The organism is Terriglobus saanensis SP1PR4 (assembly GCF_000179915.2).
Taxonomy (GTDB): domain Bacteria; phylum Acidobacteriota; class Terriglobia; order Terriglobales; family Acidobacteriaceae; genus Terriglobus; species Terriglobus saanensis.
Map to the genome: position 1 here is coordinate 4243129 of NC_014963.1, position 15289 is coordinate 4258417.

The window sequence follows — 15289 nt, forward strand, 5'->3', positions numbered from 1 at the left end:
CTCTAGAACAACGCCTTCAGACCAAGCTGCAACTGACGCGGCGGGTAGGCACCGGAGACAGTACCGAAGTTGGAGTTGCTAGCATTGAGGTTCACGCCAGAAAAGTTCGTGCGGTTGAGAACGTTGAACGCATCTGCCTGGAACTTCACGCGAACACGTTCGGTGATCGGGAAGAACTTCGACAGGGTTGCATCGGTCTGCGCAAGGCCCGGACCGACAACCGCACCGTTTCCGGAGTTACCGAAACGGGCAAGCGTCTTGGGCGTCGCCACAAACGGAGTCGCGGTATTTCCCGCCCGGCTGATGTTGTTGACGTAGCCATCAATTCCGGCGCGGCCGGTGGTGTAGATCGCAGTACCCGGAACGCGATCCGCACGCACGGTTCCCAGACCAAGCGTCGAGGTCGCCTGAACGGTGAGGTAGGGACCGCTCTGCAGACGAGCGACACCACTTATCTGCCAGCCGCCAGCCACTTCGCGAACCAGGTAGTTATGACCTCTGAACTCCGGTGCCTGGATGACGAAGGTTGCCACAAAAGCATGGCGGCGGTCGTTGGTCAGGTTGCCATAGTTGTAGTTGAGATCGCGCCAGTTCTCGAGCGTGGTGTTGTTTCCGTTCGAATCACCCAAGGCCTTGGAGTACGTATAAGCAAGGGTGTACGTGACAATGCCGGCGCGCTTGGACGAAAACATCTGCAGTGAGTTGTAGTTGTAATTCGAATCGAAGCGGTTGGAATTGATGGCGGTATATCCCTTGTAGGGATTGAAGAAATTGGTCGACGAGATCGCATTGTTGCCTGTAGTGGCATTGGCGACCAAAGGAGCAAGGTCGGGAAAGTTGATGTTCGGCTGACGCAGCTGGTGGTGGGCCACATTGCCGACGTAGTTCATTTCGAAGAGAACAGACTTTGGAAGCTGACGCTGGAAACCGAAGCTGTACTGGATGGTGGAAGGATTGTGGTTTGTCGGGTCGATCGCGCTGATGCCCGCCTGGAGACCCGTGTTATTCGCCGCGAGACTTCCAATGGTCGCGAGGTTACCTGTGTCGAACTGGGTATTTTGCAGAAACGGCGGGAGATTCAACTGGCTGAAGATCAGATTGCCCTGTGGACGGTAGTAGAACAGACCGATACCGCCACGGACGACCGTATTGTTGTCGACGGCGTATGCAAATCCAAAGCGCGGACCGAAGGCTCCGTTCATGTTGTAGAGGCCACGCGGCGCGCCCGCAGGGATCAGGGGGAAGAGTGCTGTGTTTACGTTGAGGACGCGCTTCGCCTGGTCGGCGGGAACACCATCGCCAGCACGGACGAGACCGTTATACGGATTTCCGATGCCCGGTGTGAGCCGTCCATTCGGGAGGACCGTAACCGCTGCTGCCGGATTGTAGGCGGCGGGATCGAAGTTTGAGACGTTGTTGCCCTGCGTGTAGAACGGTGAGATCAACTGCCAGCGAAGGCCAATCTCCAGGCTCAACTTGCGAGTCGCCTTCCAGCTGTCCTGCGCAAACCACTCCACCTGATTGAAGCGGAAGTGTCCGATCGGGTCCGCACTGGCCTCCTGGTAGCTCTGGAAGTTGCCGAGGAATGCATCGGCAAGTGCATAGCAGGTCGTGTTTCCGCTGGCAGCTTTGCAGTTGCTCGAAGTGGGTGTGGAGTTGAAGGTAGCAGTTCCGGTGTAGTTCGAGCGGCCGTTCTGATCCACACGGTCGCGGATGTAGACTCCACCAAATTTGAAGTTGTGATTGCCCTTGATGTACGTCACATTGTCCGCAACCTGGATGTCCGTGGACGGCGATTGCAGCGCGAAGTTGGGTCCCTGGAAGGGAGCGTAGTTGGTGATGTTCACAATGGGAATGCCGTTCGGATACGGTCCGGCACCCGGATAGAGCTTGTTGTATTGAAAGCCAAACGTCTCGCGCTTCCAGTTATTGCCAGCGGGAGGAATGCGTTGCGCTGCCCAACTGGTGTTGATCTGCGCCTGGTTCAGGAAGTTGGAGCGGATCGCCCAGGTCTCTGAGAGCAGGTAGCTCTGTCCTGGACGGTTGCGGGTCGTTGGCGTCGTGTTCAGAATGCCGCTGTTGGAGAAGGTACCGAAGGGATCGATGAGCGTGTTGGCATCGTGGATCCAGCGGCCATAGAGGGTGTGCTTGTCGTTGATGACATAGTCGAAGCGGACCAGGTCTTGGTGGAAGTTCAGCGGACTGGAAGGCGCCAGCGTGAGGTTGTTGCTGGGGATGCCACCATCGCGGAAGCTGAGTCCAGCGGCAGAGATGATTTTGTAGACGTTGGCGATCGCGCGTCCATCGGTAGTGATGAGCGACGCAATGTTGTTGGAGGGAATAGGCGTTGCCGTCCCAGGATAGTAGAGCTGTCCGGCGGTCGAAGAGCAGACGCCATTGACGAAGGTATTCGGCGTACCGCCTGTGGAGGTGCTGGTGCAGAGCGCCGAGAAATCGCCATTCTGCATGGCGGTCGTTGGTACGGTAAAGGTCGAAGCGACGGCCTGCTGGCGAAGCCGCTTCCACTCTTCTCCTACGAAGAAGAAGAGCTTGTCCTTGATGATCGGACCGCCGAGAAAGAAGCCGAAGTCGTTGAAGATCAGCTGCGTCTTCTTCTTGGCCACATAGTTTGTGGCATCAAAATAATTGTTGCGCAGGATCTCGAACGCGCCTCCGTGCCAGGAGTTCGAACCGCTCTTGGTCACGATGTTGAAGGACGGTCCCGAGGTACGCCCGAACTCGGCCGAGGCGTTCGAAGTGTCGATCTTTACTTCGCGAATAAAGTCAGGACCGACGTTGTTCATCAACGAACCGTTCGATCCTGCCACTTGGTTGTAGGCACCATCCACTGTGAGATTGCCGGTATCGCTTCGATTGCCGTTGATCGTCTGATTGTTGGAAGCAAGAGACGTCGTCACGGAAAAGATATCGGGGTTGGTCACGACAGCACCCGGAACAAGCGTAAGCAACTGCGTGTAGTTGCGGCCGTTCAGGGCGAGGTTTTCTACCTGCTTGGAATCGATGACGCGCGCCAGTTCACCGGAAGTAGTGTTCAGCGCTTCCACAGCGCCGCCCTCTACCTGGACGACTTCGCTGGCCTGCCCGAGTTGGAGAGCAAAGTTGGAAGAAACCTTGGCATCCGCGGAGATGGTGACGTCCGCCTGCTGCGCCGTACGGAATCCCGTTTGCGTTACAGAGATGGAATAGGTCCCGATGGGCAGGTTGGTCGCAATGTAATTTCCGTCGGTGTCGGTGGTCACCGTACGCTTCGCCTGCGTGTTTGCAGAAGTGATCGTCACCGTGACGCCGGGAATCGCAGCCCCTGCAGGATCGGTGATGGTTCCCGTAATTTGTCCAAAGCTACTCTGCGCGTGTGCAAACGGAGCAGCAACAGTCATGGTGAGTAAAAGCAGGAGCAAACTCCAGCTCTTGAAAATATTGTGCATATGGTCCTCCAAGTTGTAATTCATCAGTGGCGGGGCCGTGTCCGTAGAGTCAGCCCACTCTTTCGCCATGACTTTCTGGCGTTGGCAAATTGATTTAGCCGACTCGAAATCGGCCTGGCAACTTGCAGCGACCATTAGTTATTTCGCGACACGAACCTGTCAAGGCCCATTCGGGATTGGAAGAGACCAAAGTGCCTAATTGGGAACCCCCTCCGCAGACAACGCATCTCAGGCAGAGGCATCGAAATTAAAATCCCCGCAAGCTGTGCGCAGAACTGTTGAACAAGCCCGGCGCGCCGCCGTCTGGACGCGCCACTCTTTATGCTTCAAATCGGGACAAAGTCGGGACAAGTGGGGCGCACGGGGAAATGTTCGGAAGTAGCTGTTTTGAATAGGTATCTATTAGACTTGAGCGGGTATCTAATGTCTCTCAGAGCATCACGCATCTTCTACAAAGTCGTCCCAGGCTTAACCCGGTCTTTCGTTACTGGCAGTGCCGGTGCGGCCCTCGCTCTCTGCCTTTCCACCGGATATCTGACGGCCCAGGCAGCTCCAGCGGCAGCACCCCAGGCGGCGACACCTCAGATGCCAGCGCCCGTCAATGTGCCTCAGGCCACGCCTGCATCCAGGACGACGAACTCCGGCAACGGCCAAAACTGGGGCAATAGTCAGACACAGCAGCAAAATCAAAACCGGCAAAACCGCAATACGCAAAACCAGGGAGACAACTCTACGACCGCGCAGCCCGTGGCGCCTACCGAGTTTCAGGTCATGGTCGCAGGAACCGCCGGTCGCATTCTTCCCATCTTCGGCGCAGACCTCTTTGACGGCGCACCCTCGACCTTCGCCCCGATTGACGACGTGCCCGTCACGGGCGACTACGTCATCGGCCCCGGCGACGAGATTCGACTCAACACCACAGGTCAGTTGAACCGGGAGGGCAGTTTTACCGTTGACCGGCTGGGAAACATCACAATTCCTGACGTCGGTCCGGTTCACGTCTCGGGACTTCGCTATTCGGAGCTCAATCACTCCATTCGTACCCAGATGGAGAGGGTCTACCGAAACTTCGAACTCAACATCAGCATGGGTGAGTTGCGCTCCATCCAGGTCTTCGTCGTAGGCCAGGCACGCCGCCCCGGGGTCTACACCGTCAGCTCCCTGAGCACTCTGCTCAACGCTCTCTTCGCGTCCGGTGGCCCCTCCGGCACAGGCAGCCTCCGCCACATTGAACTGCGCCGGGGAAGCAGTGTGGTCACGGAGCTTGATCTCTACGACTTTCTGCTCCATGGAGATAAGAGCAAAGACGTTCGTCTGGAACCCGGCGATGTGATCTTTATCCCGCAGATCGGACCGCAGGTCGCCATCACTGGAAGCGTGAACACGCCCGCGATCTTCGAACTCCGGAATGAAGCCTCGATCTCGCAGCTCCTGCAGCTGGCAGGCGGAGTCAGCGTCGTTGCTTCCTCCGCTCTGATCCGGGTCGAGAGCATTTATGAGCACAGCGAGCGGGCCTTTCAAGACGTGGATCTCAGCTCCCCCGCCCCTTTCCCGGTCAAAAATGGAGATATTGTCTCCATTGGATCCATCACCGACCGCTTCCGGGAGACGATCACGCTTCGCGGAAACGTAGCCAACCCGGGCCGGTATACGTGGCATGCTGGCATGCACGTCCGTGACCTGATCCCCAATAAGGATGCTCTGATCACGCGCGCCTACTACCGCTCGATCACCGCACTTGGACAGAACACCAACTACAACGGCCCTGTGGACACCGGTCTCAACACCATGTCTGCCGCAGCTGCCGCACCCAGTTCCAGAGGTAGCAATACTGCAAGCAGCATCACCGCTGGCGGCGGGACGATCACTGGCGACCTGAACGGCCCGTCCTCAACCACCACGGCATCCACCGCCAACACCACGACCCGGACCGACGTCGTTCTACCAGCTCCTGACATCAACTGGGACTACGCCGTCATCGAGCGTCAGGATCCCGACGGTCTGAACACGACGTTGCTTCCCTTCCGTCTCGGCGACCTCGTACTTCGCAATGACGAGTCACAGAATCTCGCTCTCCAGCCGGGAGATGTTGTCACAATCTTCTCGCAGGCCGATCTTCGTGTTCCTTCGGCTCATCAGACGCGCTTCATCCATCTCGAAGGAGAGTTCGTCTCCGCGGGTGTTTACAGCGTGCTCCCTGGCGAAACGCTCCGCCAGGTCATCCAGCGCGCGGGTGGCCTTACGCCCGACGCCTTCCTTTATGCGTCCGAGTTCACCCGTGAGTCCACACGCAGGATCCAGCAGCAGCGCCTGAGTGAATACGCTGATTCGTTGGAAGCCCAGATCAACACGCAATCCTCAAAGGCCATGTCGAACAGCACCGGAAATACTGACGGAATCACAGCAGAGCTGCTGCCCGCACGCCAATCGGTAGCTCGACTTCGGCAGCTTCGCGCCACGGGACGCATTGTGCTCCAGATGAAGCCGGATGATGTTGGCCTGAACGCCATCCCCGATATGTCCATCGAAGACGGAGACCGCTTCGTGATTTCACGTAAGCCGTCCACAGTTCTGGTGCAGGGAGAGGTCTTCTCGCCCAATGCATTCCTCTTCGAGTCAGGGCATCGCGTGAAGGATTACCTCCACATCGCGGGTGGACCGGACCGCCAGGCGGACAAATCCCGCATCTTCGTGATTCGTGCGGATGGCTCTGTGATCTCCAAACAGTTTGGGAATCTTGACCACGCTCCAATCTTTGCCGGAGATACGGTTGTCGTTCCACCCCAGGTCAAGACGGGAAGCTTGCTCCGTGATCTGGCCCTCATTTCGACCGTCGTCAACTCGGTGACGCAGATCGGCTTGCTCGGCGCAGTCATCCTTACGAGATAGCCGGTCGCACCATTCGGCCTTCAGAAAGAAATCGATGTCCACGAACGACGCTCAATCCGGTGAATACTTGCCTCAGCCAGAGATCCAGACTGGCGAGGAAGGGTTCGATCTTCTTCAGTTAGGCCTTATTTTTCTCAAGCACCTCCGCCTCGTTTTGTTCTGCACTCTTGCCATGGGGATTGGTGCGTACGTTGTGACCTTGTTCATTCACAGGGCCTATGGAGCACACGCGACATTTCTGCTTGAATCACAGGACTCTGCAAACGGTTTGACCGGAAATCTCTTCTTCAGCAGACCGACCGACCCAACCATCTCTCTTCTGCAGAGCGAGTCGGTGTCGGAGCTCCTTGTAAGCGGACAGCATCTTGAACCGCTCTTTCCTAACATGACGCCACGGGCCATTCAGAGACAAGCTGCCGGAGAGGCCACCTTTGCCCGCTCTGCGGACGGCATGTTCATTATTTCGGTCACCGACGTGAAACCGGAACGGGCCGTCGCCATCGCGAATGGTTACCTGCAGGCCTTGCAGGAGCTGAATGACCGCATGAACCTCGATGCAGCCAAGCATCGTCGCACTTTTTACGAGAGCCAGGTCGACGAAGAACGTGACGCCCTGGAAAAGGCAGAACTTCGACTGACAGAACTTCAGCAGAAGACCGGCGTCGTACAGCCCGAAAGCCAGACTTCCATGGAGCTTTCCACGATCGCGAGCTTGAAAGCGCAGATTACGGCTCAGCAGGTGGCCCTTTCGACGCTTCTCACTGGCGCAACCGAACAGAATCCGGAAGTCATTCGAATGCGAACGGAGATCGACGCGCTTTCAGCGCAAGAGCGTCGCATGGAAGCAAGTTTCAACGGCAAGCAGACCAACGATATCCCGGCAACGAACCTTGAATATCAGCATCGGTTGGCGGACGTCACGTATCACCGCACTCTGCTGACCTCCTTTTCCTCAGAATTCCAGCAGGCCCGCCTGCAGTCGACCTACCAGTCGCCCCACGTCCGCGTCGTCGATATGGCCCACCTTCCCCTGCCGATTACGTGGCCACCAAGCATGAAGATCACTTTGATCTTCGTCGCCATCGGATTTTTTCTTGGCATCCTGCTCGCTGGAATGCGCCATATGGCTGAACGCCTCATGGTTGACCCGGAGCGTCGCCTTCAGGTGGAAGAGATGAAGCACTCTCTTCGCAGGGCCCTCTTCCTTCGGAGCTAGATGGCATCCACGAGCCTTACTCTTGAACGGCCCGCGGGCCACCACCGCACGATACAGGTGATCGCGGCCCTCCTCTGTGTTTTTATCGTCCTCGTACCCAAGGGCGGCATCAAGGCCATCGGACTCCCCATTACCTGGGGATATCTTCTTCTCATCTTCAGTTTTATCTATAGTCTTCCTACCCGTTTACTTACTTACAGAATGTTCTATTCGCGGCGACTGCTGATTACACTTGCCACGATTGTTTCTTTTTTGATCCCTTTCTTCTATTCCACCTGGGCAAACGGGATTGCCAGTCTTCCGTTCTTCGTCAGCACGTTTACGAACTTTGTCGTTCTTCCCTTCCTCTTTTTCATCTTCTATCCCCCTTTTCTGCCTCAGTTGGACGGCCCTCGTTTTAGAAAGGTCCTCGTCTTCTGCATTCTCGGCGCTGCGATTTACGGCATCTTCACCTTCCTGCTTCGACCTATTACAGGAAAATATGTGGAGATTCCTTTTCTCACGACGAACTCCGGCGATGCCAATCTGGAAGCCACCAAGAACATCGCCCGTGGAAATACCTTCAAGCTCATCTCCACGTACAACAACGGAAATATCTATGGCGTCTGTACCTTCATCCTGCTTCCTCTTTTTGATCGGCTGGTGTCCCAGAGATGGAAGCGCCTGACGGTACGTGCCGCCATCTTCCTGACGCTTTCGCGCTCTGTCTGGGCGGGACTCTTCTTTGAACAGATCCTCTCCATGGCCGCAGTCTTCGTGGAACAGGCGCGTTCTTTCCCGCGTATCCACGGTAAAGCTTTGTTGAGCCGCCTCCTCCTGCTTTCTGCCTGCGGAGTTGTCCTCTCCGTGATCGTCGTCTGGATGAACCGCGACTCTTCGTTCATCTTTGACAGCGAGTTGGGTGGTCGCGCAAATTCTCTTTCGACCTTCTCCTACGCCACCTTCCTTCCTTCGGTGCCCGTCGATGCTTTCTTTGAGATTCTCTACGCGTCCGCCGTCTATCAATACGGCTATCTCGGCTTGCTCGCGATCATCGCGGTCTTTTTCGGACCGTGGATCGTTCTGCTCTCCGACCTTCGGGCGCTTTCCGACCCCTACCGACGCGCAGCGATGAAAGGTCTCGTCCTCTACTCTCTGCTCTCCTTTGGCGACTGCGCCATCAGTTTTATTCCGGTCATGACCTTTTACTGGTTCGCCTACATGGTCTTCCTCTTCGGTTTTCCAGGTCATCTGGTTGTTTCCAGTACGAGAGTAAAGACACGCTCTTCGACCTTTCTAAATCCCACACCTGCTCGCATCTCTCCCGTGGGCGGTCTTACCTGATGGACCTCCAATTCGACCATCTGGGACTTGTCACCAGCGACTTGGTCACCGCACGCGCTCACCTCTCCATCACGCTGGGCATTCAAGCCTGGAGTCAGGTCTTCGACGATCCCGGTATCGGCGTCTCCGTGCAATTTGGCATAGGGAACAACGGCTCTCCTGTCTTCGAACTGATCGCTCCTCTTGGGGAGACGAGCCCCGTCGCGCAGGCGCTCAAGCAAAGTCGAAACATCCTCAATCACATCGCTTACCTTGTACCCAATCTTGAGTCGGCAGCGGATCATCTGCGCACGCAGGGATGTTTCCCAACGGGCGATCCCATGCCTGCCGTGGCGTATGGCGGCCAACGCGTGCAGTTCTTCCTGTCTCCCCTGCGCTTTATGATGGAACTCATCGAAGCACCCGCCCATCAGCATCGCTTCTTCGAGTAGATCGACCCTCTATAAATCGCGTGGCGCACACCTCCTTCAATCCGGAATGTCTTCTGCAATGGCTGCCCACCGCTCCAGCAGACTGGTCTGCGCGCCTCTCTGAGGCACAACAGACCGCAGATCCCTGGCTACACCTGCAGGCCCTGGCGAACTTCCGCCTGGACTTTCTTGCAAACGCGAAGCTGGATCGCGCTCTCACAAAGACCGTCGCCACTCATTCAATCCCAGCCAGCTTTATTTCTCTTCGACTCGGCCTGCTCGCGTCGTCCACGACGCGCCACCTTTTGCCCAGCATGCGGGTCGCGGCGCTTCGGCGAGGCATCGTGCTTGAGATCTATGAAGGCGGATACGGGCAGTACATGCAGGAGCTTGCCGATCCGCTTTCAGGACTGCGCAGCTTCAATCCGCAGGCTCTGCTCTTCGCATTTGACGAACACCATATAGTCGAACTCGCACAACAGGGCGAGCCCATGGATCGTGTGCGCCTCGCGTGGAAGCTCGCGCGCGAGCATACCTCGGCGGCACTCTTTCACCAGACCATGCTTCCCGTCTTCCCGCGTCTGCTCGGTTCGAACGAGCATCGTCTTTCAACGTCTCCGGAGAGCATCCTCCAGCGTTTCAACTTAGAACTGACCACAGAGGCCGACCGCGAAGGCGCTGCTCTGCTCGACGTGACCGCACCGTCCGCACAGGATGGTCTCACCATCTGGCACGACCCCGCTCTATGGCATCGAGCCAAGCAGATCATCAATCCCGCTGCTGCCCCCTTGTACGCAGAGGCCCTTGCACCGTTACTCGCCGCGCACCTCGGAAGGTCTCGCAAATGCCTCGTTCTCGATCTCGACAATACCCTCTGGGGTGGCGTCATCGGCGACGACGGCGTGGAAGGCATTCAGCTTGGCCACGGGCATGCCGAAGGCGAAGCGTTTCTTGCGTTCCACCAGTTCTGCCTGCGCCTGCGCGATCGCGGCATCCTGCTCGCCGTCTGCTCCAAGAATGAGGAAGCTGCCGCCCTTCCTCCCTTCTCGCAACATCCTGAGACCTTGCTGCGGCGCGAGCATTTTGCCGCGTTCTACGCTAACTGGCAGGACAAACCTACCAATCTGCGAACCATCGCTCACCACCTGAACATTGGTTTGGACTCTTTGGTCTTTGTGGATGACAACCCCTTCGAGCGCGCTCTTGTTCGCCGCGAACTTCCGGAGGTCGCCGTCCCGGAGTTGCCCGAAGATCCCGCGCTGTTCGCGGCCACCATCGCACGCGCAGGATACTTCGAATCCCTCGGACTCACTCCGGAAGACCTCGAACGCGCACGCCACTATCAGGCGAATCAGTCCCGCGAAGATCTCCGCTGTTCTGTCACCGATCTCGATGGATACCTGCGCTCACTACAGATGGAGCTGCGCTATCGTCCCTTCGACGAAGCCAATCTCCAGCGCATTGCGCAACTCACGCAGAAGACCAACCAGTTCAATGTCACCACGCGGCGTCATACCGCTGAAGAGCTTCGCGTCATGATGCAGGATCCCTGTACGGTGACTTTGCAGTTTCAATTGAGGGACAGCTTTGGAGACAACGGCACCATCGCCCTCCTCATCGCCTTCGTTCGTGAGACGAGTCTCGTGATCGATACATGGCTGATGAGCTGCCGCGTACTGGGCAGGCGGGTGGAGGATGCCGTGCTTCGCCTCCTCGTGGAGGAAGCAAAACAACGTCAGCTCGACCTCATTGAGGGAGAGTTTCGGCCCACAGCGAAAAACACCCCCGTTGAGAACCTCTTCCCCCGTCTAGGCTTCACACCGGAAGTCTCCACTTCCGAAGCCCAATGGTTTTCTCTCGATGTCGGAGCATACTCACCCGCAGAGATTCCCATGCTCATCACCCATGAGTAGGACGATCACTCGTCACTTCTGCTTGTCCATCGAACCAGGCGTCACCGTGACATCGTTCGGTGCGGAGGGATTAATCTCTCCCTCTTTTTTCTCGGGCACAGGTGAGGTCACATGGGTAGGCTTGCCATGCTCACCTTCTCCGCCATACTTGCTTTCGTTCGGTCTGGGATCACTCATCGTCTCTTCACCTCTTCCCATCAGATTCCGCCAAAGCCGCTGCGAGATGCCCTCGCTTACACTGGACTGATATGCCTCGCAGTTTAATCGTTAAACTCGGTGCCATTGGCGACGTCATCATGACGTTGCCTGCGGCCTTTGCTTTGCACGAAAGCGGGCACGAGATTCACTGGATCTGCGGGCGAGGCGTTCTTCCTATTCTGGAACTCTATCCGTGGGTGCATCCCATTCCGGTCGACGAGCGTGCGCTTCTGCAATCCAGCCTGATCCAACGCTTGCAAACGATGATCGGTCTCTGGCGAAAGCTTGGCCTTTCCCACTACGACACGATTGCCACGATCTACTATGACCGGCGTTACCAGACGCTCACACTTCCTGTGCGTGCGCGGCGGAAGATTCTTCTGCGGCAGGGCGACCGAGCATTGGACCTGCTTCCCAATCGCCATCACACCGACGAGTACGCGCGGCTTCTTGTAGGAGAAGATGCGGGCCCGGTGCCTGACTCGCTGGCCCCCATCTTCCCTGCCAATCTGCCTCCGTCTCCGCTTCCGCCCCCTCAGAGAATGCGCATCGTGCTGGCACCGGCTGGCGCAAAAAATCTTCTGAGAGATGACGCGCTGCGCCGCTGGCCTGCGGAGAGCTATGTCTCGCTCGCCGGGATAGCGTTGGAGGCTGGTTATGAAGTCGTGCTCGCGGGCGGCCCGGACGACGTCTGGATTCGACCCTATTTTGAGCACCTTCCGGTCATCGATCTCATCGCGCAGCTCTCGCTTCCTCAACTTCTCGCCCTCTTCGACGCCTCCGCGGCAGTGGTCACCCACGATACCGGCCCACTTCATCTTGCAGGCATCACAAAGACAAGACTTCTCGGGATCTTTGGCCCAATCTCTCCCTGGGAGCGGCTTCCGCGCCGCCCCGGCACTGCGGCCATCTGGGGAGGCGAAGGCTTTGCCTGCCGCCCCTGTTACGTGGCGGGAAACTTCGCAGCGTGCACCAATAACCTTTGTATTCAGCAGGTGACTCCCGCCATGGCCTTCCAGCAGCTTCAAGTGCTTCTTGAGGGCGAACCTGCTTCTCCGTTTGTGGTCGTCCCGCAGCCCCCTCCAGGGGCCTTCGTATGAGGCCCGCGCTTTTTCTCGATCGGGATGGCGTTATCAACGAAGAAGTCGGCTTTCTTCATCGCCCGGAAGAGGTCCGTTTTGTCCCCGGGATCTTTGAGCTGATTCGTCAGGCTCGCAGCCGCGATTACGCCATCATCGTGATCACCAACCAATCTGGAATCGGGAGAGGGCTTTACTCCGAGGAGCAGTTTCAGGCGCTCATGCGGCACATGCGGTCTCTCCTGGCTGCCGAAGACGCCGACGTGGATGCCGTCTACTTTTCTCCGTTTCATCCAGTGCATGGCTTGAATGAGTACAAACGCGATACCGACTGCCGCAAACCTGGGCCCGGCATGTTGCTTCAAGCGGCGCGGGAGTACGATCTCGATCTCTCCCGGTCTGCCCTGATCGGAGACAGGTGCTCGGATCTGGCTGCGGGAGCAGCCGCCGGTGTTCCCCTGTTGATTCTCCTCGACGGCACGGAAGTTTCACCCTGCGAACAGGAGAATCTATCCAAATATCTAAGGGCACAAAGTCTCGAAGTCGCAGCGTTTCAGCTGGGCTTCCAGTCTGCCCCACCTACTTCGTCAACGATAACTTGAACTATCCTCGTTACTTGCGAGTATCCAGCTTGTGTGCTCGCACAACTTATTGTGACAGAGTGCATCTATACTCAACATAGACAAGAAGATCCTTGAGGAGCGGTGAGCTGGGTTCATACGGTTCATTCCCATCAACAGGACTTGCAGTAGTGAAATGCTTTCACTTGCTTCGCATGGCACCTTAAGGCGGAGATGAGCTACCCCTGCTATCTGCCTTTTTCAGGTAACTCGCTGCCGCAGACTATAAACCAGGATGAGCATGCCTTTGCAAGACCAATCACCGGAGTCCAGAGCAGTTGCGACTTCCCAGTCGTATCTCGAACAGCTCTCCCCACAGATCACGCATGCGGGTAGAACCAATGCCTATGGCGTAGGCTTCGAGTCGCCAGCGAACACCTTTGACTACATCGTTCTCAAACGGGTCTTCGATATCGGGATGGTTCTTGTCTTTTCACCCTTCCTGCTTTCGATAGGCACCATCGTTGCGCTTCTTGTAGTACTCAGCTCTCCGGGACCGATCTTCTTCTCGCACCGCCGGATCCGCCGTGGAGGAGCCTTCTTCTCCATGTGGAAGTTCCGCACCATGTGCCAGAACTCCGCCGAGGTCCTGGAACGTCATCTCGCCCTGCACCCCGAAGACCGCGAAGAGTGGCTTTTGAACCACAAGCTGAAGAAAGATCCGCGGATTACAGGCATCGGCAATATCCTGCGTCGCTCTTCTCTGGATGAACTGCCGCAGGTCTGGAATGTTCTTACGGGTCGCATGAGCCTTGTAGGCCCACGGCCTATCGTCGCCGCCGAGGTTGAGAAGTACGGCAGCGATTTTGCCTATTACATCGCTGTCAAGCCAGGTGTAACCGGCCTGTGGCAGTCCTCCGGACGCTCCACTCTCACCTACGATGAGCGCGTCGCCCTAGATCGCAAGTATGTCGAGAACTGGTCTCTCTGGCTCGACGTTAAGATCCTGGTTCGCACCGTGCGTTGTGTGGTCAACAGCAACGGTGCTTTTTGACCACGCACCTTAAGTCTTCTGTACCATCGGTTACATGCGCGTAGCCATCCTCCATCACTGGTTTGTCACCCGTGGCGGGGGGGAACGCGTCGCGGAGTGCATCGCCTCTTTATTTCCCGGAGCGGATCTGATCACGCTCGTCTCCGCCGACTCAGGACTTCCTGAGTCGCTGAAAGATCGCAAGCTGACCACTTCTTATCTGCAAAATATCCCTGGCGCGGTGAGCCATCATCGCCAGTTTCTTCCGCTTTACCCCTCGGCAGTCGAACACCTGGACGTCCGCGAATACGACCTCATCGTGTCCTCGGACTCTGGCCCTATTAAGGGTGTGCTCAAACGGGAAGATGCAACCCACCTCTGCTACTGTCACTCTCCCATGCGTTATCTCTGGGACGCTTACGATCAGTACCGCAATCAGATGTACGGCCCCGCCCGTCTCGCCTTTACCCTGACCGCGAAATATGTGCGCGACTGGGACGCGCTTGCCGCACGCCGCGTGACCGCCTTCGCCGCCAACTCCAACTATGTGGCGGACCGGATCTCGCGTTATTACGGTCGCGAGAGCACAGTGATTCACCCTCCCATTGATCTGCAGAGGGTCCGTATCCTGGAGCCGCAGGATCACTATCTGGCTGCGGGCCGTCTGGTCTTTTACAAACGCACCGATCTGCTCATCGCCGCCTGCAATCGCCTGAACCGGCCTCTTCGCATCGCAGGCACCGGCCCGGAAGAGGCCCGTTTGCGCAAACTTGCAGGACCAAATGTAACCTTCCTTGGCGAGCTTTCGGATGAAGATCTTTGGAATGAGTACGCCCGCGCCCGCGCCCTGCTCTTCGCCGCCGATGAGGACTTTGGCATGGTCCCTCTGGAGGCACAGGCCTGCGGACGTCCCGTGATTGCATATGGCGCTGGCGGATCTTTAGAGACAGTCGACGCTTACGGCGACCAGCCGACGGGCGTCTACTTCCCATCGCAATCCGAAGACGCCCTCATCGCGGCCATCGAACACTTCGAGTCCATCGAATCGAGCTTCTGTTCCACCGCGATACAGAAACATGCTGAGAACTTTGCAACGCCCATCTTTTTGCAACAGATGCGCGACTTCGTTCTCTCCCATGCCCCGCAGGCGATGGAAGCCATGGCGCCTCTGGAAGAGTGCGTTGCCTTAGAGCGCTCTACCCTGCTCAGAACCGTCTCCTAG

General features: G+C 57.2%; 11 protein-coding genes. 9 read left to right on the top strand and 2 right to left on the bottom strand.

The features are described 5' to 3' along the window. Window positions 1-2: 2 nt before the first annotated feature. Entirely contained in the window at window positions 3-3446 is a 3444-nt protein-coding gene (locus ACIPR4_RS17490) for a TonB-dependent receptor (RefSeq protein ID WP_041586925.1), read from the bottom strand. 423 nt (window positions 3447-3869) lie between these two features. Between ACIPR4_RS17490 and ACIPR4_RS17495 the strand changes: the two genes are divergently transcribed. The 5 genes from ACIPR4_RS17495 to ACIPR4_RS17515 are packed head-to-tail and all read left to right on the top strand — an operon-like array spanning window position 3870 to window position 11197. Further along, a complete protein-coding gene (locus tag ACIPR4_RS17495; RefSeq protein WP_013569996.1) occupies window positions 3870-6335 on the top strand; it encodes a polysaccharide biosynthesis/export family protein in 2466 nt (821 codons plus the stop codon). A gap of 34 nt (window positions 6336-6369) precedes the next feature. Beyond that, entirely contained in the window at window positions 6370-7551 is a 1182-nt protein-coding gene (locus tag ACIPR4_RS17500) for a GumC family protein (RefSeq protein ID WP_013569997.1), read from the top strand. Then, on the top strand, window positions 7552-8874 hold the full coding sequence (locus tag ACIPR4_RS17505; protein WP_013569998.1) for a hypothetical protein: 1323 nt from the start codon (window positions 7552-7554) through the stop codon (window positions 8872-8874). It begins immediately after the preceding gene. Beyond that, entirely contained in the window at window positions 8874-9305 is a 432-nt protein-coding gene (locus ACIPR4_RS17510; RefSeq protein ID WP_013569999.1) for a VOC family protein, read from the top strand. The genes ACIPR4_RS17505 and ACIPR4_RS17510 overlap by 1 nt, the downstream gene beginning before the upstream one ends. A gap of 20 nt (window positions 9306-9325) precedes the next feature. Then, window positions 9326-11197, top strand: a complete 1872-nt coding sequence (locus ACIPR4_RS17515; RefSeq protein WP_013570000.1) for an HAD-IIIC family phosphatase — start codon at window positions 9326-9328, stop codon at window positions 11195-11197. A 12-nt stretch (window positions 11198-11209) separates the two neighbouring features. Here ACIPR4_RS17515 and ACIPR4_RS22840 read toward each other — a convergent pair whose 3' ends face one another. Continuing rightward, a complete protein-coding gene (locus ACIPR4_RS22840; protein ID WP_013570001.1) occupies window positions 11210-11374 on the bottom strand; it encodes a hypothetical protein in 165 nt (54 codons plus the stop codon). A 71-nt stretch (window positions 11375-11445) separates the two neighbouring features. Between ACIPR4_RS22840 and ACIPR4_RS17525 the strand changes: the two genes are divergently transcribed. From ACIPR4_RS17525 to ACIPR4_RS17540, 4 genes are all read left to right on the top strand, one after another. Continuing rightward, window positions 11446-12495 (top strand): glycosyltransferase family 9 protein, encoded by a 1050-nt coding sequence (locus ACIPR4_RS17525; RefSeq protein ID WP_013570002.1) that lies wholly within the window; start codon window positions 11446-11448, stop codon window positions 12493-12495. After that, a complete protein-coding gene (locus ACIPR4_RS17530) occupies window positions 12492-13076 on the top strand; it encodes a D-glycero-alpha-D-manno-heptose-1,7-bisphosphate 7-phosphatase (RefSeq protein ID WP_013570003.1) in 585 nt (194 codons plus the stop codon). The genes ACIPR4_RS17525 and ACIPR4_RS17530 overlap by 4 nt, the downstream gene beginning before the upstream one ends. Before the next feature lie 259 nt (window positions 13077-13335). Continuing rightward, window positions 13336-14088, top strand: a complete 753-nt coding sequence (locus ACIPR4_RS17535; protein ID WP_013570004.1) for a sugar transferase — start codon at window positions 13336-13338, stop codon at window positions 14086-14088. Window positions 14089-14122: 34 nt separating this feature from the next. Then, a complete protein-coding gene (locus ACIPR4_RS17540; protein ID WP_013570005.1) occupies window positions 14123-15289 on the top strand; it encodes a glycosyltransferase in 1167 nt (388 codons plus the stop codon).

Excerpts from the sequence above, each read along its gene's own strand:
- ACIPR4_RS17510 (WP_013569999.1), top strand. The coding sequence starts at position 8,874 with ATGGACCTCCAATTCGACCATCTGGGACTTGTCACCAGCGACTTGGTC.
- ACIPR4_RS17500 (WP_013569997.1), top strand. The coding sequence starts at position 6,370 with ATGTCCACGAACGACGCTCAATCCGGTGAATACTTGCCTCAGCCAGAG.
- ACIPR4_RS17505 (WP_013569998.1), top strand. The coding sequence starts at position 7,552 with ATGGCATCCACGAGCCTTACTCTTGAACGGCCCGCGGGCCACCACCGC.
- ACIPR4_RS17490 (WP_041586925.1), bottom strand. The coding sequence starts at position 3,446 with ATGCACAATATTTTCAAGAGCTGGAGTTTGCTCCTGCTTTTACTCACC.
- ACIPR4_RS17530 (WP_013570003.1), top strand. The coding sequence starts at position 12,492 with ATGAGGCCCGCGCTTTTTCTCGATCGGGATGGCGTTATCAACGAAGAA.
- ACIPR4_RS17540 (WP_013570005.1), top strand. The coding sequence starts at position 14,123 with ATGCGCGTAGCCATCCTCCATCACTGGTTTGTCACCCGTGGCGGGGGG.
- ACIPR4_RS22840 (WP_013570001.1), bottom strand. The coding sequence starts at position 11,374 with ATGAGTGATCCCAGACCGAACGAAAGCAAGTATGGCGGAGAAGGTGAG.
- ACIPR4_RS17535 (WP_013570004.1), top strand. The coding sequence starts at position 13,336 with ATGCCTTTGCAAGACCAATCACCGGAGTCCAGAGCAGTTGCGACTTCC.
- ACIPR4_RS17495 (WP_013569996.1), top strand. The coding sequence starts at position 3,870 with ATGTCTCTCAGAGCATCACGCATCTTCTACAAAGTCGTCCCAGGCTTA.
- ACIPR4_RS17525 (WP_013570002.1), top strand. The coding sequence starts at position 11,446 with ATGCCTCGCAGTTTAATCGTTAAACTCGGTGCCATTGGCGACGTCATC.